The 24,489-nt window shown below is 36.4% G+C and carries 26 protein-coding genes; 5 read left to right on the top strand and 21 right to left on the bottom strand.

All coding sequences use genetic code 11. The features are described 5' to 3' along the window. Positions 1-22 precede the first annotated feature (22 nt). From accA to D7I45_RS01225, 10 genes are all read right to left on the bottom strand, one after another. On the bottom strand, positions 23-790 hold the full coding sequence (accA, locus tag D7I45_RS01270) for a carboxyltransferase subunit alpha (protein ID WP_120783988.1): 768 nt from the start codon (positions 788-790) through the stop codon (positions 23-25). A 12-nt stretch (positions 791-802) separates the two neighbouring features. Further along, complete coding sequence (locus D7I45_RS01265) at positions 803-1,576, bottom strand: acetyl-CoA carboxylase carboxyltransferase subunit beta (RefSeq protein ID WP_120784860.1); 774 nt, start codon at positions 1,574-1,576, stop codon at positions 803-805. Positions 1,577-1,610: 34 nt separating this feature from the next. After that, positions 1,611-2,984 (bottom strand): acetyl-CoA carboxylase biotin carboxylase subunit, encoded by a 1,374-nt coding sequence (locus D7I45_RS01260; protein WP_120784859.1) that lies wholly within the window; start codon positions 2,982-2,984, stop codon positions 1,611-1,613. A 21-nt stretch (positions 2,985-3,005) separates the two neighbouring features. Then, positions 3,006-3,419, bottom strand: a complete 414-nt coding sequence (locus D7I45_RS01255; protein ID WP_120783987.1) for a 3-hydroxyacyl-ACP dehydratase FabZ family protein — start codon at positions 3,417-3,419, stop codon at positions 3,006-3,008. A 2-nt stretch (positions 3,420-3,421) separates the two neighbouring features. Beyond that, a complete protein-coding gene (locus D7I45_RS01250) occupies positions 3,422-3,868 on the bottom strand; it encodes an acetyl-CoA carboxylase biotin carboxyl carrier protein (RefSeq protein ID WP_120783986.1) in 447 nt (148 codons plus the stop codon). Positions 3,869-3,914: 46 nt separating this feature from the next. Continuing rightward, complete coding sequence (gene fabG / locus D7I45_RS01245) at positions 3,915-4,655, bottom strand: 3-oxoacyl-ACP reductase FabG (protein ID WP_120783985.1); 741 nt, start codon at positions 4,653-4,655, stop codon at positions 3,915-3,917. 2 nt (positions 4,656-4,657) lie between these two features. Beyond that, complete coding sequence (fabD, locus tag D7I45_RS01240) at positions 4,658-5,557, bottom strand: ACP S-malonyltransferase (RefSeq protein ID WP_120783984.1); 900 nt, start codon at positions 5,555-5,557, stop codon at positions 4,658-4,660. Positions 5,558-5,587: 30 nt separating this feature from the next. Next, entirely contained in the window at positions 5,588-5,836 is a 249-nt protein-coding gene (locus tag D7I45_RS01235; protein WP_120783983.1) for an acyl carrier protein, read from the bottom strand. Positions 5,837-5,867: 31 nt separating this feature from the next. Next, positions 5,868-6,839: a beta-ketoacyl-ACP synthase III gene (locus tag D7I45_RS01230; RefSeq protein WP_120783982.1), complete on the bottom strand. Its 972-nt coding sequence runs from the start codon at positions 6,837-6,839 to the stop codon at positions 5,868-5,870. Between the two features lie 320 nt (positions 6,840-7,159). After that, a complete protein-coding gene (locus tag D7I45_RS01225) occupies positions 7,160-7,816 on the bottom strand; it encodes an NAD(P)H-dependent oxidoreductase (protein WP_120783981.1) in 657 nt (218 codons plus the stop codon). Between the two features lie 193 nt (positions 7,817-8,009). Here D7I45_RS01225 and D7I45_RS01220 point away from each other — a divergent pair, with 193 nt between their 5' ends. From D7I45_RS01220 to D7I45_RS01210, 3 genes are all read left to right on the top strand, one after another. Continuing rightward, on the top strand, positions 8,010-9,743 hold the full coding sequence (locus D7I45_RS01220) for a phospho-sugar mutase (protein ID WP_120783980.1): 1,734 nt from the start codon (positions 8,010-8,012) through the stop codon (positions 9,741-9,743). Between the two features lie 100 nt (positions 9,744-9,843). After that, complete coding sequence (locus D7I45_RS01215) at positions 9,844-11,055, top strand: DUF2075 domain-containing protein (protein WP_120783979.1); 1,212 nt, start codon at positions 9,844-9,846, stop codon at positions 11,053-11,055. An 87-nt stretch (positions 11,056-11,142) separates the two neighbouring features. Continuing rightward, positions 11,143-12,948 carry a M3 family oligoendopeptidase gene (locus D7I45_RS01210; protein ID WP_120783978.1) on the top strand — a complete coding sequence of 602 codons (1,806 nt, stop codon included), beginning with the start codon at positions 11,143-11,145 and terminating at the stop codon, positions 12,946-12,948. Positions 12,949-12,991: 43 nt separating this feature from the next. Here D7I45_RS01210 and D7I45_RS01205 read toward each other — a convergent pair whose 3' ends face one another. The 8 genes from D7I45_RS01205 to D7I45_RS01170 form a co-directional block, all read right to left on the bottom strand. Continuing rightward, positions 12,992-14,143, bottom strand: a complete 1,152-nt coding sequence (locus D7I45_RS01205) for a C39 family peptidase (protein WP_120783977.1) — start codon at positions 14,141-14,143, stop codon at positions 12,992-12,994. Positions 14,144-14,313: 170 nt separating this feature from the next. After that, positions 14,314-15,936: an ABC-F family ATP-binding cassette domain-containing protein gene (locus D7I45_RS01200; protein ID WP_120783976.1), complete on the bottom strand. Its 1,623-nt coding sequence runs from the start codon at positions 15,934-15,936 to the stop codon at positions 14,314-14,316. Between the two features lie 130 nt (positions 15,937-16,066). Continuing rightward, positions 16,067-16,723, bottom strand: coding sequence for an SDR family oxidoreductase (locus tag D7I45_RS01195; RefSeq protein ID WP_120783975.1), 657 nt, complete (start codon positions 16,721-16,723; stop codon positions 16,067-16,069). A 189-nt stretch (positions 16,724-16,912) separates the two neighbouring features. Then, on the bottom strand, positions 16,913-17,257 hold the full coding sequence (locus tag D7I45_RS01190) for an iron-sulfur cluster biosynthesis family protein (protein ID WP_120783974.1): 345 nt from the start codon (positions 17,255-17,257) through the stop codon (positions 16,913-16,915). A gap of 161 nt (positions 17,258-17,418) precedes the next feature. Continuing rightward, positions 17,419-18,864, bottom strand: coding sequence for a PH domain-containing protein (locus tag D7I45_RS01185; protein ID WP_120783973.1), 1,446 nt, complete (start codon positions 18,862-18,864; stop codon positions 17,419-17,421). Beyond that, the gene (locus D7I45_RS01180) at positions 18,854-19,315 is read right to left on the bottom strand and encodes a PH domain-containing protein (RefSeq protein WP_120783972.1); all 462 of its coding nucleotides are present in this window, start codon (positions 19,313-19,315) and stop codon (positions 18,854-18,856) included. Before D7I45_RS01180 ends, D7I45_RS01185 begins: the two co-directional genes overlap by 11 nt. 10 nt (positions 19,316-19,325) lie before the next feature. Beyond that, entirely contained in the window at positions 19,326-19,817 is a 492-nt protein-coding gene (locus tag D7I45_RS01175; RefSeq protein WP_120783971.1) for an MGMT family protein, read from the bottom strand. A gap of 105 nt (positions 19,818-19,922) precedes the next feature. Beyond that, entirely contained in the window at positions 19,923-20,390 is a 468-nt protein-coding gene (locus D7I45_RS01170; protein WP_340137534.1) for a C40 family peptidase, read from the bottom strand. A 216-nt stretch (positions 20,391-20,606) separates the two neighbouring features. Here D7I45_RS01170 and D7I45_RS01165 point away from each other — a divergent pair, with 216 nt between their 5' ends. After that, complete coding sequence (locus D7I45_RS01165) at positions 20,607-21,950, top strand: DUF3290 family protein (RefSeq protein WP_242446899.1); 1,344 nt, start codon at positions 20,607-20,609, stop codon at positions 21,948-21,950. Between the two features lie 56 nt (positions 21,951-22,006). On the opposite strand, the gene D7I45_RS01160 is transcribed toward D7I45_RS01165, so the two are convergent. After that, a complete protein-coding gene (locus tag D7I45_RS01160) occupies positions 22,007-22,609 on the bottom strand; it encodes a nitroreductase family protein (RefSeq protein ID WP_120783969.1) in 603 nt (200 codons plus the stop codon). A 158-nt stretch (positions 22,610-22,767) separates the two neighbouring features. Here D7I45_RS01160 and D7I45_RS01155 point away from each other — a divergent pair, with 158 nt between their 5' ends. Continuing rightward, positions 22,768-23,091 (top strand): DMT family transporter, encoded by a 324-nt coding sequence (locus tag D7I45_RS01155; RefSeq protein WP_120783968.1) that lies wholly within the window; start codon positions 22,768-22,770, stop codon positions 23,089-23,091. 48 nt (positions 23,092-23,139) lie between these two features. Here the strand turns inward: D7I45_RS01155 and trhA are convergent, their stop codons facing one another. Together trhA and D7I45_RS06280 are read right to left on the bottom strand one after the other, a co-directional pair. Continuing rightward, a complete protein-coding gene (gene trhA / locus D7I45_RS01150; RefSeq protein ID WP_120783967.1) occupies positions 23,140-23,829 on the bottom strand; it encodes a PAQR family membrane homeostasis protein TrhA in 690 nt (229 codons plus the stop codon). Between the two features lie 109 nt (positions 23,830-23,938). Further along, positions 23,939-24,436: an aggregation-promoting factor C-terminal-like domain-containing protein gene (locus D7I45_RS06280; RefSeq protein ID WP_120783966.1), complete on the bottom strand. Its 498-nt coding sequence runs from the start codon at positions 24,434-24,436 to the stop codon at positions 23,939-23,941. Between the last annotated feature and the right edge of the window lie 53 nt (positions 24,437-24,489).

Raw genomic sequence — 24,489 nt, 5'->3', positions numbered from 1 at the left:
ATTTACAAATCAATAAATTACATTAGTTGAATTTACGGTAACGTTCGTGACGTTGAGCCAACAATTCTTCTGTAGGTAATTTTTTAAGTTCATTTATTTTATCAATTAATGCATCTTTAAAGTTTTGCATTGTCTTTGCATCTTTAACTTCCGGAATAATCTTATCAATAATGTGGTTTGATAATAAATCCTTAGGAGTTAATTGCATTTGTTCAGCAGCTTCGGCAGCTTTACTGGAGTCTTTCCATAAAATGGTTGCGTATCCTTCAGGAGATAATACTGAATAGATACTGTTTTCAAAGGCCCAGACAGTGTCACCCACAGCTAATGCTAGAGCACCACCACTGCCTCCTTCACCAACAATAACAGTGATGTATGGAACTTTTAACTTAAGACCTTGCATGATTGATTGAGCAATCATGTAACCTTGTCCCTTGTATTCAGCATCCATACCTGGGTAAGCACCCGGTGTGTTAACTAAGTTGATGATAGGACGATTGAATTTTTCAGCTTGCTTCATCAAACGCAATGCTTTTCTGTATCCGGAAGGTTCAGCCGAACCAAAATGTCTTTCGATATTTTCGTCGGTGTTATCACCTTTTTGAATACTTGTAATAGTAACCGGTTGTCCATCAATAGTTCCGATACCAGCGTATACCGCAGGATCGTCACTGTAAGCACGGTCACCATGTAATTCCATAAAGTCATCAGTTATTCCAGCAACTAGGGATTGGATACTAATTTTATCAGCACTTCTAGCCGCAAGAACACGATCGTATGCTTTGGTCATAATATCCTCCTCCTAATTCCAAGCCAATAGTTTGGCTAAAACTGATTTCATATCTTGACGTTTAACAATGGCATCTAAGAATCCATTGTGTAGTAAAGTTTCTGCACGTTGGAAATCCTTAGGTGGGCGTTGTTGAATAGTCTTTTCAATAACTCGACGTCCAGCAAAACCGATTAATGTACGTGGTTCGGCGATGTTAATGTCACCTTCCATAGCATAACTAGCAGTTACCCCACCGGTAGTAGGATCAGTTAATACTGAAATGTATAGTAATCCTTTTTCGGCGTGATCAGAAACCGCTTGTGATACTTTAGCCATTTGCATTAATGAGTGAATACCTTCTTGCATACGAGCACCACCAGAACAAGAGAAGACTACGACAGGTAGGTTCTTTTCAGTAGCTTGTTCAAATAAACGAGCTAACTTTTCTCCGGTAGCAGTACCAAGACTTCCCATAATAAAACGAGAATCCATGACACCTAAACCAAATTCTTGGTCGCCGATTTTAGCAAATCCGGTTTGGACACTTTCGTTTAAGTCAGTTATCTTTTTAGATTTTTCCAATTTACCAGCGTATTTTTCATCGCCTAAAAATCTTTCTGGTGCAGATAATTCAGTATCGATTGGAGTAAATTCATCTACTGTCATATCGATTCTTTCTTGTGCACCTAATCTAAATCCATAACCACAATTAGGACATAACTTGTATGCGCCTATTTTTTTGTTGTAAAAACTTTTTCCACAAACAGGACATTTGATAAACAAATGATCAGGAATTTTATCCATCAAAGTTTGTAGATCTTGTTCATTTTCTGATTTATTATTTTTCAACTTTTTTCAACCACTCTTTCAAGAATGATTTTTCAATGTATAGGTTATTGAAATCTGATGCATTGAAATGTTTGTCTTGTAACAAATCGTCTAGGAATTGACGGTTAGTTTTAACACCATCAACCTTAAATTCATCAATTACTCGTCTCATTTTTACTACAGCCTGAGGCTTATCAGGCATATGTACAATGATCTTAGAAATCATTGAATCATAGAAAGGTGAGATTGTATCCCCTGATTCCACACCTGAATCAATACGAACACCTTCAGTTCCGAATGGGAAACTAACGCGTTCTAGTTTACCTGGTGATGGACGGAAGTCGTTAGCTGGGTCTTCAGCGTTAATACGACATTCGATTGCATAACTATCTACCTTGATGTCATCTTGAGTAAATGGTAATTCTTCACCAGCAGCTACTTGGATTTGTGCTTTAATTAATTGCACACCAGCAACTTCTTCAGAAACAGTGTGTTCTACTTGAAGACGAGTATTCATCTCCATGAAGTAGAAGTTATTAGTTTTTTCATCTAATAAGAATTCAAAGGTACCGGTATTTTCATAACCGATTTCTTTTGTAGCCTTAGCTACAATTTTACCTAAATATTCACGTTGGTCTTGAGAAACTTCCATACATGGAGTTTCTTCAATGATTTTTTGATGACTTCTTTGTAGTGAACAATCACGTTCAGGGAAGTAAACAACGTTACCTTTTTGATCAGCAATGACTTGCATTTCAATATGTTTTGCGTCGCTTAAATCTTTTTCCATGTACAATGAATCATCATTATATGAAATTCTAGCTTCACGCTTGGTAGTGTTGAAGATTTCAGTTAATTCTTCGGCATTGTCACATTCACGAATACCTTTACCACCACCACCTGCAGATGCTTTAAGCATTACAGGGTAGCCAATTTCATCAGCTAATTTCAAAGCATCATCCAAACTATCGATAGAACCATCGCTACCAGGAATAGTTGGAACGCCACTCTTCTTCATTGCTGCTTTAGCATGAGATTTATTTCCCATTAAATCAATTACTTTTGAACTAGGACCAATGAACTTAATAGAACACTTTTCACATAGTTCAGCAAATTCAGCGTTTTCGGATAAGAATCCGTAACCGGGGTGGATAGCTTCACTGTTAGTTAGAATTGCGGCGTCAATAATGGCAGCCATGTTCAAGTATGATTCACTTGGTTGTGGTCCACCAATACATACGGATTCATCCGCTAATTTAACAAACATGCTATCTTTATCGGCAGTTGAATAAACGGCAACAGCTTTAATGTTCATCTCATGTAGTGATCTTATGATTTGCACCGCGATTTCTCCACGGTTAGCAATTAATACCTTTTTAAACATTTCACCCATCCTTTATGAACTCTATTCAATTGCAAAGATTAAAGTACCTTCACAAATAACTTCGCCATCTCGGGTAACTGTTCCGTGACCTTCACCAATGTTTCTCTTTAGCTTAGTCATTTCCACAGCTAATTCCAACTTATCGCCGGGACGAAAACTGTCTTTATAAGTAGCATCTTTGATTCCACCAAAGAAGACATTCTTACCTTTGTTTTCGGGCATGGATAGTAATGCGCAAACCCCGGTTTGGGCTAGCATTTCCATTGCGATTGGTCTAGGCATCCCAAATTCTTTTTCTTGGTTTTGAAAGAACCATTCGTTAACGTTTAAAAGCTTCAAAGCTTTAGCGCCTTCACCTGGTCTAACTTCCAAAATCTTATCAATCATTTGGAATGGGTATCTTTGGGGAATGAAATCATGTACGTTGTAGTCCATGACTAGTCCTCCTCGATTTCAAAAATTGGTTGGTTGTATTCAACCATGTCACCATTTTCAGCTACTTTCTTAGTAATAGTACCAGAAATAGGACTCTTTACTTCGTTGATAACCTTCATAGCTTCAATAACGCAGACAACGTCACCCTTCTTAACGTGGTCGCCTACTTTTTTGTAAACTGGCTTGTCAGGACTTGGAGCAAAGTAAACAATTCCTACAAGTGGTGCCTTAATCTTAGAAGCACTGTTTGTAGGTTGAGCTGCTGGCTTGCTGTCGTTGCTTGCAGCGGGTGCGGCAGTATTACCTGCAGCAGGTGCTACGTTTTGAACGGGAGCATGTTCTAATTTACTGAAGTATAAATTAGTACCGTCGTCAGCAGTTACCTTAAATTCTTTCATACTGGACTTATCGAATTTGTCCATTAGATTTTCAATATCTTTTTGATCCATTTTTAAATGTCTCCTGTTAATTAAGAATTTTCTTACTTAACTTAGACTACATAGTTAATCCACCGTCAACGGTGATAACTTGTCCATTCATGTATTCATCATTGATTAAGAATTCTACTACTTGAGCAACTTCGTCAGGTGTACCGAAACGTTTGGAAGGAATTTGTTCTTCCCAAGCTTTGATGTTTTTGTCACTTAACTTGTCAGTCATAGCAGTCTTGATCATACCCGGAGCAACGGCGTTACAACGGATACCACGTAGAGAACCTTCTTGGGCAGTAGTCTTAGTTAAACCAACTAATCCGGCCTTAGTTGATGAGTAGTTAGCTTGACCTAGGTTACCGTGTAATCCAGCGATACTGGACATGTTGATGATGCAACCCTTACGAGCTTTTTGCATCTTCTTTAGAGCAAACTTAGTCATGTTAAATACTCCAAACAAGTTAGTATCTAGGACTTGTTTGAATGAGTCAGCCTTCATTCTAGTTAGTAGAGTATCTTGAGTAATACCAGCATTGTTAACTAATACGTCAATCTTGCCGTATTTATCAACTACAGTATCAATCATAGATTTAGCGTCTTCTTCAGAAGCCACGTCACCTACTAATACGTCTACTTCGCGGTCAAAGTTAGCTTGTAGAGCTTTCATTTCATCGTCGCTTAATTCACGGTGTGAGTTAACAATTACGATGTTGTTGTCATTTTTTGACAAACGAATAGCATCAGCTAAACCTAAACCTTTAGTTGCACCAGTGATTAGTATTACTTGTTTTTCGTTATTTTCCATAGTTATTCTCCTAGCTTATCCAATAACTCGTTTAAAGTGTCGACACTTTCTACATTGTAGGTGTCGGCCTTTAATGTCTTCTTAGCAAGTTTACTTAGCGTATTTCCAGGACCGATTTCAATAAAGGCGTCGATGTTTTGATCTTTTAGTGAGTCCACGTCTTGCATAAAGTGAGTAGGATTGATTAATTGCTTAGTCAAGGTATCTTTTACTGTATCCTTAGTAAATGGAGTCACAGTAGTGTTACTGATAACTGGAACTTCGGGTTCAGTAAAGTCTACACTTTCCAGACGCTTAGCTAATTGATCAGATGCAGGTTGCATTAATGGAGTATGAGAAGCCACTGCCACCTTAAGTGGAATTACGCGCTTAGCACCCTTTTCTTTTAATGCAGCCATAGCGTTTTTAACTCCGTCCTTAGTACCACCAATAACTACTTGTTTATTAGTGTTGTAATTTGCGGGGTAAACGTCATCAATTTCATCACAAACGCTCTTTACAAAATCAGGGCTAAGGCCCAATACAGCAGCCATAGAACCTGGATTTTGCTTACCTGCTTCATCCATGTAATGTGAGCGATCGTGTACTAGCTTTAGCCCTGATTGAAAAGATAGTGCTTTAGCAGCAACTAAAGCACTATATTCACCTAAACTCAAGCCCATCATTGCAACGGGTTTTGCTACTTTATCTTCTAAAATACGGTGAATAGCTACACTCATCGTTAAAATAGCAATTTGAGTATTATTAGGATTATCAAAAATCTCTGGATCCGCTAAGTTTAAATTCAATGTTTCTGAGGCCTCATCGACGGTACGTTTATAAATAGGATTTGATTTGTATAAATCTTGTCCCATTTCTTTAAACTGACTGCCTTGGCCACTAAATAGATAACAAATATTCAAACTTAAACACTCCTATGATTTAATTAAAAATTAGTTGTTAGCGTCTACTTGTTTTGCAACGTAGTCAACTAATTGTTGAACAGTAGCGATATCGTTGTCTGTGTCGATTTCGATGTCGTATTCATCTTCTAGAGCATCGATGATTTCGAATAGGTCTAAACTGTCAAGGTCTAGTTCGTCCTTGAAGTTAGTTTCCATCTTAATGTCATCAGCCTTAACGTCTGATTGATCTACAACGATTTCTTTTACTTTATCAAAAATTGCATTCTTGTCTGCCATAATATAATTCACTCCATATAAAAAATAAAATTTAGTACCTTAAAATAATAGTTCCAGTGGTTAGGCCACCACCAAAACCTGATAGGGCGATAATATCTCCCCTAGTTATTAAACCATTTTCTACCATTTCTGACAACAAAATTGGTTCACTAGCAGCTGCTGTGTTTCCATAATGATTGATGTTAATCGGGAATTTATCAGCATTAACGCCTACTTTACGGGCCACGCTCTTGATGATACGCGCATTAGCTTGATGTAACACAAAGTACTTTATGTCACTTAAGTCAATGTTGGCATCTTCAGCTGCCTCTTTAATTGAGACCGGCACGTTCTTAGTAGCGAAGTTAAATACGCCGCGGCCATCCATGTGGAAGTAATGATCGGTATGATCCTTCGTTTCACCGAATTGTTCATCCCCAGTCATATGTCCAGCAAGTAAAGCCTCACCCTTGTCACCAAAGTTCTTTAAGTTGGTGGATAAAATCTCACCATCGCCTTGGTTGGAAACTAGCATTCCACCAGCACCATCACCGAATAATACGGCAGTGGTACGGTCTTGCCAGTTAATTAACTTACTTAATTGTTCTCCACCAATAACAATTCCCTTGGCATTGGGTTTGCTATTTAGTAAGGAAGCAAGTGTGTAAGTTCCAAACACAAAACCAGAACAAGCAGCGTTAATATCAAAAGCAATTGCATTCTTAGCACCAATGATGCCTTGAACTGCAGATGCAGTTGAAGGGGTTTGATAGTCGGATGACATCGTTCCCACGATGATAAAGTCAATATCATTCGCATCCACGTCTGCTTTTTCTAGTAATTGTGAAGCTACCTTAGCACATAAAGAAGTAGTAGTTTCGCTAACGGCGATTCGACGTTCCTTAATTCCGGTTCTTCTGCTGATCCATTCATCAGAAGTATCCATAATTTGCGCTAAATCATCATTAGTAACTATCTTTTCAGGAACAGCTTTAGCAGTTGCCATAATTGAAAAACTGCTCATGATATCTCCTCTATTCCGAATATATCTAGAAAATTTGATATTATCTGTATCAATACCATCATTAATTCTTAATTAAATCGGCATTTTTTTCAACTGATAATAATCCATTTGGCGGGCTATATACATGATAAACATTGATGTATAGGACATTGTGCCCCCTTTTGCCCCTTACTTTAAAAAAGTTACTCTTTTTCAAATTTGTAACGCATTATTTATACTTGGCTTCACCACGCTAAGTTACGACTATCTATTTAATAGTAATAAAAAATAAAAAAGCAGCTAAACATCCCCGCAGAATGCCTAGTTGCTTTTTTCATAATTTATTTAACTACCTTGTAGATTTCTTCCATAGGTTGACGTTTCTTAGGAGTAATATCTTGGTCACGGTAACCAAAGCCGGCCATTAATGATACTTCCCATTTTTCTGGGTCAAATAGGCCTTTAGAAGCTAAAGTATCGTTAACCTTTTTACGGTTAAATCCTTCAATAGGACAACTATCTAAGTCTAATTCAGCAGCAGCGGTCATCATGTTGGCTACAGCAATGTAAGTTTGCTTACTTGCCCAATCAAATAAGGTACGTTCACTGTTTAAATCAAAATCATTTTCTTGAAAATCAGTGAATTTCTTAGTAAATGCTGAATCAGGTGAGAAAGTATGATCTTGGACAGCTTCAGTAATGTGTTGTACTTGTTCAGAAGTAGCAGTGACGTTCTTTCTAGCTAATACTACTACGAAGTGGCTAGCACCATCTAAACTGTTTTGTGCTCCCCAAGCATCATTATAGATAGCCTTTTTAATGTCGTCATTTTCAATCAATAAGAATTTCCATGGTGAAAAACCAAAGGAACTTGGTGAAAGACGAGCTACTTCCATAATAGTGTTCCAATCTTTGTCAGAAATTTTCTTATTAGGATTGAATTTCTTAGTGGCGTAACGTCTGTGTGCGGTTTTAATAATTTCTTCATTCTTGTCCATATCCACAATCTCCTTTTTTGTTGATTACTTACGGTTTACAAGTAAACTAACATATACATTTGTTTAGTTTCAATTATATTGACTCCAAATCTTACCCATTATTTATGTTACAAATAGCCCCAAAAATTGACTAACCGCGTTTGGTTAACTATACTTATTCTAGTATTTAAATATTTTTATTGGAGACATTAAAATGGATGCACAAAAGCTTTATCAAACTTGGGTAAATCAACCCAATCTAAACGAATCAGTACAACATGATTTAGCCGCAATCGCTAATAACCAAGATGAAATTAACGATTCATTCGGAACTAACATGTCATTTGGTACTGCCGGTATGCGTGGCCTTTTAGGTGCCGGAATCAATCGCATGAACATATACACTGTTCGTCAAGCTACTGAAGGTCTTGCTTCATACATGGATACTTTAGATGATGAACAAAAGCGTCGTGGCGTGGCCATTAGTTTTGATTCTCGTTACCATTCTAAAGAATTTGCTTATGAAGCAGCTCGCGTATTAGGACAACATAACATCAAGTCATTCGTATTTGATGATATTCGCCCTACTCCCGAATTGTCATTTGCTATTCGTCATTTGCACACTTTCGCTGGTATTATGATTACTGCCAGTCACAACCCTATGCAATACAACGGATACAAGATTTACGGTGAAGACGGTGGACAAATGCCACCTCATGCTTCCGACATGATTACTGATTATGTTCGTAAAGCTGACGATGTTTTCGCTATTAAAGTTGCTGATGTAGCTGATTTACGTAAACAAAAATTACTAACTGTAATTGGTGAAGACGTAGATGCTGAATACTTAGACAACATTAAATCCGTAAACATCAATCATGAATTAATCCAAAAAGTAGGTAAGGATCTAAAATTCGTCTACACCCCACTTCACGGAACTGGTAAAGTTATCGGTCGTCGTGCCTTAAACAATGTTGGTTTTGCCAACTACTCATTAGTTAAGGAACAAGCTATTGCCGATCCAGAATTTCCAACTGTAGACTTTCCTAACCCAGAATTCCCAGAAGCATTTAACTATGCTATCAAACTAGGTAAACAAGAAAACGCTGATGTATTAATCGCCACTGACCCTGACGCTGACCGTCTAGGTGCCGCTGTTCGTCAACCTGATGGTAGTTACGAATTAATGACTGGAAACCAAATTGCTTCCGTCTTATTAGATTACATTCTAACTGCTAAGAAGAACGCCGGTGAATTACCAGCTGATGGTACAGTAGTTAAATCCATCGTTTCTACCGAATTAGCTACTAAGATTGCTAATAACTACGGTGTAGAAATGCAAAACGTTTTAACTGGTTTCAAATACATCGCTGAAAAGATCAAGAACTTTGAAGAAAACCATGACCACACTTTCCTATTTGGTTTTGAAGAAAGTTTCGGTTACTTAATTAAACCTTTCGTTCGTGATAAGGATGCTATTCAATCCACTGCTTTACTTGCTGAAGTAGCTGCTTACTACAAAGATAAGGGTCAAACCTTATACGATGGTCTACAAAGCATCTACAAGAAGTATGGTTACCACGAAGAAAAGACTATTTCTAAATACTTCAATGGCCTATCTGGTAAAGACAAGATGGCTGCTATGATGGATGAATTACGTAAGAATCCTATGAAGTCATTCAATGGTCAAGACGTAGTTACTCTAGAAGACTTCAGCACTTCCGAAAAGACTAGCGCTGATGGTTCTAAAGAAACTATCAACTTACCTAAGTCCAACGTATTGAAGTACTGGTTAGCTGATGGTACTTGGTTAGCTATTCGTCCTTCTGGTACTGAACCTAAGATTAAGTTCTACATCGGTACTGAAGACGATACCCAAGAAACTGTTAACCAACGCTTAGATAGTTACATCAAAGCCGTTAACGAACTAATTGAAAAACTAGTTTAATTTTATATACATCTCACACAAGAGTTAGTAATTATTATTACTAACTCTTTTTTAATGCTAAAATAGAAAGTACTTAATTTAAAAAAGGAGCATAGTCTGTATGTCAGATATGAATGCGGCCGATGAAAAACTGGCCCCTACTAAACAACTTACCGACGAACAAGCTCACTTAGTCGAAAAGATTAAAAAATTCGCTATTGATCACTTACATGATGATCAACATGCCGTCTTTACTATTTATGGTGATGCCGGAACTGGTAAGTCGGTTATTTTAAGTAAATTATTCTTTGATTTACAACAAATGGCCCATGATAAAGATAATCCCCTTTATCAAAGCAACAATTACTTTTTGGTAAATCATCCCGAAATCCTCAAAGTATATAAGAAAATGGCGGGGTCACAAGCCCACGTGTTAAAGAAGAACTTTAACCGTCCTACTTCTTTTATCAACCAATATGATAAAAATCCTAAACCCGTCGATATTACTATCATAGATGAAGCCCACCTATTACTTTCTCGCGGTGATCACTACAATAATTTCTACTATGATAATCAACTAGCCGAAATTATTAAACGTTCACAAATTACCGTCTTGGTATTTGACCACCGCCAAGTATTACGTACTAAGTCATTCTGGAACCTTGAACGATTACATAACATCATCGATTCCTACACTAACGGTGAATATCACCTAACTCATCAATTTAGAATGACCGCTAACGATGACTTAGTAAAATGGATTAATACTTTCACCGACGGTACTTTAACCGATATGCCGGCAGATGCTAAAGAAAACTATGATTTTCGTGTCTTCGATAATGCCGAAGAAATGCGTAAAGCTATCGTAGCTAAAAATAATAAATACGGTTTAAGCCGTATTGTTTCTACTTCCGGTTACCCATCTACTTTAGATGGTGGTAAGCATTATGTATTAGAACCTGATTTCAAAATGCCTTGGGATCAATATAATTACACCCAAACTCCTTGGGCAGAAATTCCTGAAACTATCGGCGAAGTCGGTTCCATGTTTACTTGCCAAGGATTCGATTTAAACTATGTGGGAGTTATCTTAGGCCCTCCTGTCTACCTAGATGGTGACCAAGTTAAAGTTAACTTAGATAAATTCACCGATGTAGAATCCTTGAAGAAACGTAAAGATATTACGGATCCTAAAGAATTTGCTAAAATCAAACAAGCGTTAGTATTAAATTCCGCCAACGTTTTAATGAAACGTGGAGTAAAAGGATTATACATTTTCGCACACAATGAAGAGTTAAGAAAACGTCTGTTAGACAATTACCGTCGACTATAATAAAAGGCCTCTAGATAGAGGTCTTTTTTCGTCGCTTTTAACATAAACTCTGCTATAATGACTTAAATTCGCAACTAGGAGGTCCTTATGAAATATTCACTAAATTGGGACTTAGATTCCATCTTTCCCGGTGGAATTCATGGCAAAGCCCTTACTAATAAAATCGATACTATTCAACATTCTATTCAAGTATTTCGCGACACCATTCATGACTATGATTGGCAAGATGATGCGCCTGAATATACCAATTTCATTGCTTTAGTAGAATTTATTCAAAAAATTAAAGCTGCTTTAGTGCAAGCCGGCATGTATGTAAATGGTAAATATTCCGACAATATTCATGACGATGAAATACCACCATTGATGGATAAAATCCAAGCTTTGGATATGCAGGCTTCTCAAGCTGAACAATTATTACAAAAGAAGCTAGTAGCACTCGATGATGATACTTTTGCTAAATTGATTGCTTTACCCGACTTACAAACTATCGCTTTTTCACTAAAAGAAAGTCGTGACTTCGGGAAACATCTATTAAGTGATGAACAAGAAGCGCTAATTAGTAAAATGCAATTAGACGGCTTAAGTGGTTGGTCTAGTCATTACAATACTCTAGTAGCTTCCGTTAAAGTTCCCTTCCATGATAAAGATGGCAACCCCATTACTTTATCTGCCGGACAAGCTGACAACGAAATTCTAGGTAATGACGATCCTAATTATCGTCGTGATTTAATGCCTGCCTGGGAAAAAGCTTGGGGTGAAAAACAAAACTTATTCGCCGATACTTTAAATCACTTATCTGGTAGTCGACTAACCGATTATCAAGTGCATCATATCGACGATGTGTTAACTTATCCATTAGCTTTAAACCGCATGTCTAAGCAAACTTTAGACACTATGTGGCAAGTCGTCGATGAAAATAAAAGCTTAATGATTAAGTATCTACAACGTAAAGCTAAACTAATGGGCAAAGATACCATTGGTTGGCAAGATGTAGAAGCGCCGTTGCATTTATCTAATACTAAACGCGACAAGATTACTTATGATCAATCTGCCGAATTTATTATGCAACAATTTAAGAAGTTCTCTCCTAAGATGGCGCAATTAGCTAAACGAGCTTTTGAAAATAGATGGATTGAAGCTGAAAACCGTCCTGGCAAAGAACCTGGTGGCTATATGCAAGACTTACCAGAAACCGGCGAAGCTAGAATCTTTCTAACTTTCACTGGTTCACCTAACGATGCTGCCACTATCGCGCATGAATTAGGCCACGCCTTTCATAGTAGTGTTATGACGGATTTACCTTATTTCCGTCAAGATTACGCTATGAACGTTGCCGAAACTGCTTCTACTTTAGGTGAGTTAATCGTTGCAGATGCTAACGTAAAAGAAGCTACTTCCGATGAAGAAAAAATCAGTTTATTAAACGATAAAATGGATAATCCTATTGCTATGTTTTTAAATATTCATGCTCGTTATCTATTCGAAACTCGTTATTATGAAAAACGTAAAAACGGTACTTTAACTGCTCGTCAAATCAACGAACTAATGTTGCAAGCGCAAAAAGATGCCTTCGATAATTCCTTAGACATCTACTCTCCACACTTCTGGGCTAGCAAGATGCATTTCTACTTTGATGACGTACCTTTCTACAACTTTCCATATACTTTCGGTTATTTATTTAGTTTAGGAATTTATGCGCAAGCACAAAAGACCGATAACTTCGAAGATAAATACATCGCGTTATTACGTGATACTGCAAATATGTCTACCGAAGACTTAGCTAAAAAACACTTAAATGTCGACTTAACGCAACCTGATTTCTGGGAAGCCGGCGTTAAATTAATTAAAAAAGATATCGATGAGTTCATGCGACTTACCGAAAAATATGTATAAAAAAATAGCGCACCTTTTCAGGTGCGTTATTTTTATTTAAGAATTAGTGAACCAATACAGCCTTACGACCTTCGTGGTTGTAAATTCTCATGAATTGTCTAGTTGAAACCCAGAATACAGGCAAGTTGTTAGCATGCTTGAAGGTACCTCTCCATGATGATGGATCGGCCATCTTGAAGTAACCATGCTTGTATCCAACAACTACTAGAGTATGACCAGTAGCTTTACGCATACGGTATCCAGTTGCGGCAATAACTGGGTTACCATGTCTAACTTCACGGATAATCTTCATCTTAGAAGCACCAGTGATGTTGTATACGTACTTTCTAAATTGACGACCAAATCTAGCTAAAGCACGAGGGTAAATAGTCCAATCTTGTTCGGTGTGGTTTACGGCATATGGATTACCCACAAATCCTTCGTTGTAGTCGTAACTAGAACGAGGCATTACTCGCAAGAATTCGTCTACCCCTTGGTTTAAACCAACGTTTTTAGCTGATAAAGCCATCTTCAAAGCAGTAGCTTCACATCCATTAGGGGCATTGAATGGGAAATGTTGACTAGTGTATGTAAATGGAATTTCGTATACTCTAGTTTTTCTTAGATAAATAGCATTTACCCAACCTCTAATTTGTCCACGATAACTGATTTGGTAGTAAGTACGCTTTACAGAATGTTTAGTTTTGCGTGAGCGTGCTACTCTAATCACTTGAACCAATTGGCCTTTTAGTTGAGGCTTACCTAAGTATTTTGCACTAGGATTGTAAGCTTTGGAGAATAAACGCATGTTGTTTGATCTAATAACACGTGCGTTGTATTTTCTAGCTGATCTAATGCGGTAGCTAGCATGTGCGATATGCTTAGCTGGCTTAGGAGCTGGAGCTGGGGCTGGCTTTGGTTGTGGTTGTGGAGTTGGTTGTTGATTTTGTTGATCAGACTTGTTGTCTGATTGTTGTTGTTGTTGGTTTTGGCTATTGTTGTTTTGGTTGTTATTGTTGCTGCTATTTTGATTATTAGCTGAATTGCTGGTTTGACCTTGTTGGCTGTTATTTTGACCAGAAGATTGTTGAGCAGGTTGTTCAGTTTTTTGATTGTCTTGGTTGGTTGTTTCCGCGTTAGCAGGTTGTCCACCAAGTGCAACAGCAGTAGCACCAAAAAGCATTACCAATCCCAAAGATGATAACATCTTTTTCATGTTTGTTCACTCCATCCATATTTATTAAATGCCGTACTTATAATATAGTACAAACTGCACAAAAATAGTATTAAAAAAGCTTCTTGTAAATGAATTTTAATCTTATAGTAATATTTTTGATATTTATGTTAAAAAAGACACCACGTTAATAAACATGGTGTCTTTTTTTATTAATATAATTCGTTTACTTGTCTTTGAATATCTTCATGTTTTAAGAAGTCATCGTAACTAGTATCGGCACGTTGTACCATCCCTTTGTCAGATACTTCAATAATGTGATCTGCAATAGTTTGTACAAATTCACGGTCATGAGAAGTAAAGACAATGGAACCGTCGAATGGAATTAAGCTGTCGTTTAAGGCGGTAATGGATTCCATATCTAAGTGGTTAGTAGGGTCATCTAGTAATAAGACGTTACCCTTTTGTAGCATCATCTTAGATAACATGCAACGAACCTTTTCTCCCCCGGATAACACTTTAATTTGTTTTTGAATGTTATCACCAGAGAATAGCATTCTACCTAAGAAACTACGTAGGAATGGGTCATCACTTTCTTCTTTAGAAGCGAATTGTCTTAACCAATCAATGATAGTTAATGAATCATCTTCGAAATCAGAATTGATGTTTCTTGGCATGTAACTACGACGAGTAGTTTGTCCCCAAACTACTTCCCCAGTGTCAGGTTCTAACTTACCAGCTAGAATTTGCATTAAGGTAGTAGTTGCCACGTCATTTCTACTTAAGATAGCAGTCTTTTCACCTGGTCTTAGTGTGAAAGTAATGTTATCTAAAATCTTCTTGCCATCAATGGACTTAGAAACGTTCTTTACAGATAATAAGTCATTACCTAAATCACGTTCTTTTTCGAACTTGATGAATGGGTATTTACGAGATGATGGTTGAATATCATCTAGAGTGATTTTTTCTAGTTGTTTCTTTCTAGAAGTAGCTTGCTTGGACTTAGAAGCATTGGCAGAGAAACGCGCAATGAATTCTTTTAGTTCTTTGATTTGGTCTTCTTTCTTAGCATTAGCGTCTTGGCGCATCTTAGTAGCTAATTGACTGGATTTCAACCAAAAGTCGTAGTTACCTACGTATAGTTGAATCTTGTTGAAGTCCACATCACACATCATAGTACATACTTGGTTTAAGAAGTATCTATCATGAGATACCACAATGGCAATGTTTTCGTAGTCAGCTAGGAAGTCTTGTAACCATTCGATAGTATGATTATCCAAACCATTGGTAGGTTCGTCTAATAGTAAAATGTCTGGGTTACCAAATAAAGCTTGGGCTAGTAAAACCTTAACTTTTTGACCTTCAGTTAGTTCACTCATTTTTTCGTAATGTAAATCTTCTGAAATACCAACACTTTGTAGTAGTTGAGAAGCATCGGCTTCGGCATTCCAACCATCCATTTCAGCAAATTCACTTTCTAATTCGGCAGCTCTAACGCCATCTTCGTCAGAAAAGTCTGCTTTAGCGTATAAAGCATCTTTTTCTTTCATAATCTTGTATAGTTTTTCGTGACCTTGAATAACCGTATCTAATACTTCGTAATCTTCGAAGCCATAGTGATCTTGGTTTAAACTAGAGATTCGTTCGTTCTTACCGATTGAGATACTACCGCTAGTGGGTTCTAACTTACCTTCTAATAGTTTTAGAAAAGTAGATTTACCTGCACCGTTGGCCCCAATAACTCCATAACAGTTACCGGGAGTGAATTTAAGATTGACACCTTCGTATAATTTTTTACCGGAAAAATGTAATCCCATATTACTTACAGTTATCATTTCATACCTCCATCTAATCAATAGGTTGAAAAAGCGCCCTTGTTTCATATTCGAATCAAGGGCGTTTTAATTTTATTGATTCATCTTTATAACTCAGATAACCATATCATATGCACGAAATGTATACAAGTTAATTTTCAAATGCATCCACGATGTCATGGTCACCAGCAGTAATTTCGTAAACCTTATTAATGCTGTCATCATGGTCTAAAACGTTCATTACGAAGTTAGCCACGTCAGCTCTAGGAATACTCATATCACTACCACGTTTTTCTACTACATCTACCTTGGAAGTTTCGGCATCGTTAGTTAATGCTGATGGACGAACGATAGTGAAATCTAAATCACTGTGACGTAAATGTTCATCGGCATAATGCTTAGCAATGTAGTAACCATGTAAACCAGATTCTGGCCAGAATTTACGGTCATCAGCTCCCATAGCACTTACCATTACATAACGTTTAACGCCTGCTATCTTAGCAGCTTCCATACTCTTAATAGCACCATCTAGATCAATGATTAGAGTTTGGTCATCACCAGTAGCACCACCAGAACCAGCAGAAAATACTACTTCGTCAATAGCACGTTGACGATATACTTCTGCCATTTCTTCAGGTAAAGCAGTTAGATCAAATAATACAGGATTTACATTTTTCATGTCTGCATATTCATCAAATTGTTTTTCACTACGAACCCCGGCGAAAACTTGGTGATTGTCTTGGCCTAATTTTTCTACTAATTGTACCCCTACATGTCCGTGGGCACCGATTACTAATGTATTCTTCATTTCACTCGACTCCTTTTACTTATTATTTGTCAGTATTCTATCAATTAATCGATACTTTACCAAATCATCTGCTTAAATAAAAAAACGACTGCCGCTGAACAGTCGTTTTTTCTACCATATACCATATTGTTTTTGTTTAATTAAGCTAAAATATTGTTTTTTTGTTATCTATAAATTAATTCTTAAATATTATTTACGTTTGTCTACCACTGGTACGTTTCCATCAATCATACCTGAGTCACCAGATAGAATTAATGAATTGTACTTAACATCTAGTTTTAAGTTTTGATCTAAGTATGATTCACTGTAATCTTTGTAGTAAACCTTACCTAAATCAGAATCCATACTAGCATTGAAGTCTTTGTCTTCCAAATCAGGGTCAACTGCAATCAAATCAAAAGATGTATCAATAGCGCAGGAACCTGCGTCGGAAAAGTTTCCAACACCGTCATCTAAACTCAAGAAGAACTTAGCGTTGCCTTGAACTTTGTTTTGAATCTTTTCTTTTGCTGCATCTGTAATAGTTAGTTTCATAAATATGAACCCCCTTAATTTATATTACATTAACTATAATAAAGGATTTTAATCTTGTGTCAATAGTTTGTGTACGATATATTTTATTAGTGCTAACAAAAAGTAAGAGAAAACGTTGTTATATAAGCGTTTCCTCTTACTAAAATTTTTTTATTAAATTTTTATTGTTGATACCATGCATAGACTTTTTTAGCATCTGCAGCATTCACATATCTAACTTCGGTTCGTAATGCAGATGATCCACTACGAACAGTTACCACTAAATGAGCTAAACGTTTTTTAGGCATCCACATGGATTGTCTAAATTCCATCGATTGTATGTGATGCCAATCTACATAGTTGGTACGACGATAGAATAAACGACTAGTGTGTGTAACTAAATAGTCTTCTTTGCTATTACCTGTTAAACCTACTCCGGTATTTAAATATTTGTAGTAGGTATCCAATAACATAAATATTGCTACTAGTATGCCTACTACCAACGCAGCCTGCCAGCTGTAGAAGGCTAAACTAACAACTGGAATTAATAGCCAACCAGCGTTACGGAAAAATAACCACCAAGCGTACTTTCTAGGTACAGATCGACTAGGCTTTTGTTGGGGTAACCAAGGTAAAAATTCTTTTAAAGTTGCCCACAATTTAGCATTTTCTACTACCGGCAAAATTACGGGTTGTTGTTGTGAAGCTTTTTCGTTTTCATCGGAAACCATCACAATTTTTACCGTTACTAAATGACACCAATTACGCAAAATGTTTTGTTCTAAGGCCACACTTTGAATACGATTGGTAGCAATCTTTATACGACTAGTTTGAATAATTCCGCGACTAAAGATTAAGTATCCGTCCTGACGAACTAACGTAAATCCATAGTATTGAAACCATATACTAATAAACGAAATTAGAAAACTTAATAATAGTGCCAAAATACCACTAATGATAATGCCTGCTACACTCCACGCTTGAATAGTAGCAATTACCCCGTCTTCTATTTTCTGCAAATATACGTTCAATGAACTGTCATAAAAACGACCCACAATCAATAAGAAGAAAAAGAATCTAAAACTAGTCATCCCAAACCAACGCATGTCATGCTCATCGATACTATATTTAGCATCCACTTGGGCATCTTCTGCTGATGTTTCATCATCACCTACTACATCGGTAGTGTCTTCATCTTCAATCCCACCATGTAAAGCTTGATGATGCTTTTGCTCTAGGATTTGTCCCATTTCTTCACTAACTACGGAAAATTTCAGTTTAGATTCTGATCCATCATGTCCCGCATTTTCAATGACTAATTCTTCTAAGTTAAAGGGTTTTAAAAAGAACCATTGGCTATGATGAATACTTTGAATTCGTTCATAAGGAATATGGATTTGCTTTTTAAAAATTATTCCCTTTTTAATCACAATTTGATTATCTAAAATCGAATATTTAAAGTTCCAGTAATAAACCAGAATGTAAACTAGTAAAGCACCTACTGCTGCCGAATTCCAGAACCAGCCAAAAGATTCTTTAAATTGCACCAATACCAACCAAATAATCGGTACGATTATCGATCTAATATAGAAAATAATAGCCAACGGATGTAAGTGTTTATCTTGCATTGCGGGCCTCCATAGCAAGTTGCATTACTTGCTTTCTGATTTGGTCAGCTTCTTTATATGTAACTGCATCAATAGAATGACTGTCACCAGCAGTGTCTACCGATACTTTGTATAACTTAAAGGCAGTTAATATCGGGCCTTGGTTTAAATTAACGTTTTGTACACGTGCAATAGGAATCGTGTATTGGCTACGAAAAATAAAGCCCTTTTTAATTCCTACATGATCAGTGGCGATTTCATATTGATGAAAGGCATAACGATAGGGAATTAATATCATTTTGGCTAAGAAAATAACTAAAAATAAACCGGCAAGTCCAGCTAGCCAGCCTTCATACCAGTCGTAAATGTTTCCCGCAATATATAACCCTACCAATATGATAATTTCTACTAGTAATACTAACCAAGCAGTAATGCACCATACTTTTTTAACGGTTTTGGGTAATTTCTTCATATAAAACTCCTTAATAGTTACTTTGTTCTAGTTGGATTAAATAATAATTTAAATCCGCCACTTTACGGTAACTAGCGGCATAATCAATTCCCACAATACGATGAGTAGGAATCCAAATAATTAATGGATTAGTTAAAATAGCTTTTTTCACTTGTTTAGTATCTAATTCATGTTGCTTACAAAAATCTATTAAATTAGTAGTCGTACCGTAAGGAATTTGTTGAATTAATTGATAAATGCGTTGTGTATCTGCATCTTCATCAATATCTACTGGTAAATCAAAAGTAGTTCTTTTACCGGATAGATATTGAGCTAATTCTTTACGGTAGGGTTTTGTAGTAGTGTCCCCTAATTTAAATTCCGCATCCAGCTTAGGATAAAAATTATAAATATTGGAAATGCCCGTGTTGGGATTATTAATAAAATTAATTCCTGCAGGGGTAACGGTGAAATAAAATTTCACTTTATGAAACTTTACTTCATCCCAAAATATTTTTTTCATTAAATAACATTCCTAACTTCTAATCTATCTAATATCTTACCATACACGACGGTAAATTTTATCATGAAAAAAGCCCAGCCGAAGCTGGACTTAGTCAATTTCATATTAAACTCTGGCGTAACCTACTACATGCCACCAAGGAGCATGAATAGCTTCAGTTACTACCCCACGGTTTTGCGCATCAATCATACGGTTCTTACCAATGATGATACCTACGTGGTAAATGCTATACTTACTGCCTCCGAAGAAAACTAGATCGCCACGTCTAGCGTGTCTTGCTCTAATCTTTCTACCGTGGCGGTATTGCATTTGAGCGGTTCTAGCTAAGCGTTTATGTGCACCATGACGGTAAACATATTTAACGAAACCAGAACAATCAAAACGGTTGGGACCAGCTGCACCATATACATATGGTCTACCAAGCTTTCTTCTAGCAACGCGGTAAATTCTGCTGAAACGACTACGAGTACGTGTCTTAGCGCTAGCAGTGTGTTGATTGGATTGCACAAAAGCGAATAAAGTAAATAGGGTTAACATTGCCATCGCCATTAAAACGACACTTCGTTTGCTCATAGTTTTCATAAAATTTAGCCATCCCTTTTCCATTTAGAATATGTAATTGTCTTAATTACTTAACAATGCATATTATAGGGAATGATTATTACACAGCAGACACAACAATGTTGCAATTCGATTAAAGATTATTACTGAGATGTTACAGAATGTGGCGTTCGTATCTAATTAGTCCTATAATAATCAATGTAAAATATATAGAATACAGGTGATTTTATGGATTTATATTCATATAATTATTTAACTCACCCTAATACTTTGGTTACATATCTATTAGTGGCTTTAGCCGTTGTGGTGGGAATAATGATTATCTTTAATGGTTTTAAATACATGCGCGATCGTACTAACTTAAAGTACCGAGACTTATTTATCACCATGATTTTGGTGGCCATTCTTTCAATTAGTATTGGATTCAGCAATATTATGCAACAAAAGAATTCGTCATCACAAAATTCACAAACTACGCAAATGGTTAAAGATATTAGTAGAAACAAACACGTATCTACTTCACAAATTTACGTAAGTTCCACTCAATTAACCAATGGTATGACTGTGAAGGTAGGACGTAATTATTATCAAGCTGACTTTAATACCAGCTACAATAGTTATCGTCTACAACCTATTCGCTTAATTCCTAGTGAAGTTACTTACCATGACCGCACTGAATTAAACATTGGTAATTTGAATTCCGAATACTTAGAAATCTTATTTAAATTCTTAATCGGATTCGTGGTATTAGTAGTACAAATCAACTTATCTGGTAAAGGTAACTTGGCTCCTTCTAATGCGGTCGATCAAATTCAAAACTACGTACTTGGGGGTATTATTGGTGGTATGATTTACAATCAAGCCATTACTACTCTTCAATTCTTCATCGTCTTGTTAATTTGGTCATTGATTATTTTTGTCAGCCGTATTTTAAGTCGTCAGTTCCCTATCTTTAGGCGCTTGTTGGCCGGTGAACCACAAAACATTATTAATAACGGAATTATTAATGTAGACACCGCCCTAAAGAACGGAATGTCAGCTTCCGATTTATCCTTTAAGTTACGTACTAAAGGTATTAGTAACTTCCAAGATGTTAAATCTGCGGTACTAGAACAAAATGGACAACTTACTGTTACCACATTCGGTGACGAATCATTAAGTTACCCTATTATTACCGATGGTGCCATTAACGAAGACGTACTAGAACGTATGGGTCATGACCATGATTGGGTAGAAAACTTAGCTAAGGATGCCCACAAAGAAATTTCTCAAATTTTCTTAGGACAATATGTAGATGATCATTTGGTAATCATTGCTTACCCAAGTCATGCTACTCGTCCTTGGTATTATGAATTAGCTCAACAAGTACAAAACTTCGGACATAATCATCACCTTACTCCCGAAGGTATTCGTAATGCTAAAGCTTTACAACAAATGAAAGAATTAGCACAAAAACGTCACATGGGTAAGAAGTCATCCTCAGTAGATAAAGATCCTGACAGCACTTCTACTAGTGAAGATAAACCTAGAGCACCTAAGCGTGATAATAATAACCGTGGCATTAGAAAATAATGCATAAAAAAAGACTGGATGAAAATCCAGTCTTTTTATTTATCTTTAATTATTGATTATTTGAACATCTTGAAACGATCTTTGTCGTCCATGTAGTCCTTAGCTTGTGCAGGAGCTTCGATAGAACCAAATACCATTTCAGCACGTAGCTTCCAGTTAGCTGGAATATCGAATTCTTTAGCAACATCAGCATCAATTAGTGGATTGTAGTGTTGTACGTTAGCACCAATACCGTTTTCAGCTAAACCAGTCCATACAGCGTATTGAGCGTTACCTTGTGCTTGTTCTGACCAGTCGTAGAAGTTGTCAGCGTATGCTGGGAAGTTCTTTTCTAGGCCGTGAACTACATCCATATCAGTGAAGTATAGAATAGTAGCAAAACCGTTCTTAAAGCCGTTAATCTTTTCAGTAGTTGCCTTAACAGCATCATCTGACTTCAAGTGTGGCTTTAAGTTATCTAAAACCATGTCCCAGATCTTGTCTTGGTAGTCGTTAAATAGAACTACGGCACGAGTGGATTGGCTGTTGAAAGCTGAAGGAGCTTCCTTAATAGTGTTTTCGATAAATTCAGTTAATTCTTCTGGAGTTTGGTTAACGTTTCTACCTAAAGCGTAGATAGAACGACGTTGTTTTTGTAAATCTAATAGTTGAGTCTTCATGTAAATCTTCCCCTTTTCGTAAGTGATTAATTACATTATAACACTTACTTTTTGTAAGTAAAGAGATTTTATAAAAAAAGATTTCTTTAGCCAAAACAAATACTAAATGTTATTATTTACTTATAAAATATAATATTTGTTGGATGAGGTAAATTAATATGTTTTACTACGTATTTTTAGCGCTTGCTATCGTGGGCGAATTAATCGGCACTAACCTATTAAAAATGTCATTAGGTTTCACCAAATTGTTACCTACTATTGGTTCGTTGGTTTCTTTTGCCCTTTGCTTTTACTTTTTGTCGCTAGCCATGGTTAAAATTCCTTTAAACATTGCCTATGCAAACTGGAGTGCCATCGGTATTTTAGCTACTACTGCAATAGCAACCCTAATCTATAAAGAACAACTTAACATTATCAGTATGCTAGGAGTGATCTTAATCGTGGCAGGAGTTATTCTACTTAACTTATTTAGTGCCAAATAAAAACGCCAAGTTAGCCATTTATAACTAACTTAGCGTTTATTTTTTATCTTATACATATAAATAAATAGAAATGTACATTAGAATCGTACCTAGCAACACAAAGACGTGCCAGATTACATGACCGAAAGGAATACGTTTGAAACTATAAATTACCGCTCCCACGGTAAAGGCAATTCCACCAAATAATAATAGTAGAAAACCATGAATACCTAAGTAGTAATACAAACGAACGATTCCTAAAAGACACATCCAACCCATCACTACATAAATAACCGTAGATAAAGTTTTTAACTTACCTAGCCAAATGGATTTGTAAACAATGCCTAGAACTGTCATTATCCAAATAACTGTGAGGATAATACCGCCTAGCCAGCCTTTAATAGCCACTAGACAATAAGGAGTGTAAGTTCCGGCAATTAATAAATAGATTGCTGAATGATCGAAAATTTGAAATAGTTTTTCTACTCTCGTGAAATATAAACTATGAAACATAGTAGATGCTAAATAAAATACGACTAATGTAACTGAATAAATTACAAAAGAAGTAATACGGACGCCACCACCGGCGTGTACTCCATGCACGATTAAAGCAATGGCACCGATGATTGCTAATAAAGCACCAATTCCGTGAGTAATCGCACTGAAAATTTCGTTTAATAAATAGTAGGTTTTATCTTTAATCCAGTTAAACTTTTGTTTTACTTGTTGCGTAGTCTTTTCTGTAATCTTCGAATTCATGTAATCATTCCTCGATATCATTTTATATCATTGTACAACTACATCACCTAGTTTTCAATACTAGATTAAAAAGGGTATAAAAAAAGACCTGTCTACAGGTCTTTTTATTTTAGTACCAGTGATGAGTACTCCAGAATGCCTTAGCATTTACCCATGAACCGTAACGACTGTGAACGTATCGGTTAGCAACACGTTCTTGGTTCTTGTGTGAGTAATTACCACCATAGTAGCTAATTAATAATTGGTATTTACCGAAACATGATCCATTTCTAGCAGAGTATGAACCACCAGATTCTCTGGCAGCAATCCAAGCTTTAGCTCTTCTTGCAGCAGAACTTCTGTGGGCTCTTCTTACATGACGAACTACACGAACACGTTTAACACGCTTCTTAGCATGCTTTCTTACTTTTCTAGCTTTTCTTACATGTTTTTTAGCTCTTTTAGCTTTTCTTACTTTTCTTGATTTCTTGTGTTTGATTTGCACATTTTGGGTAGCAACGTTAGCTGCAGCATGTGCTTCATTTTGAGTTTGTGGTATTAAAAACAATGTCGCAATGAATAATGAGAACATAACAAATAATGTCATCATTTTTTTATTCGAATGCATAGATGTTTTTCCCTCCTTAAATATTACAGGTAATAATGTAACGTACGTTCATT

The organism is Apilactobacillus bombintestini, assembly GCF_003627035.1.
Taxonomy (GTDB): domain Bacteria; phylum Bacillota; class Bacilli; order Lactobacillales; family Lactobacillaceae; genus Apilactobacillus; species Apilactobacillus bombintestini.
This window is presented reverse-complemented; position numbering and strand designations above follow the sequence as displayed.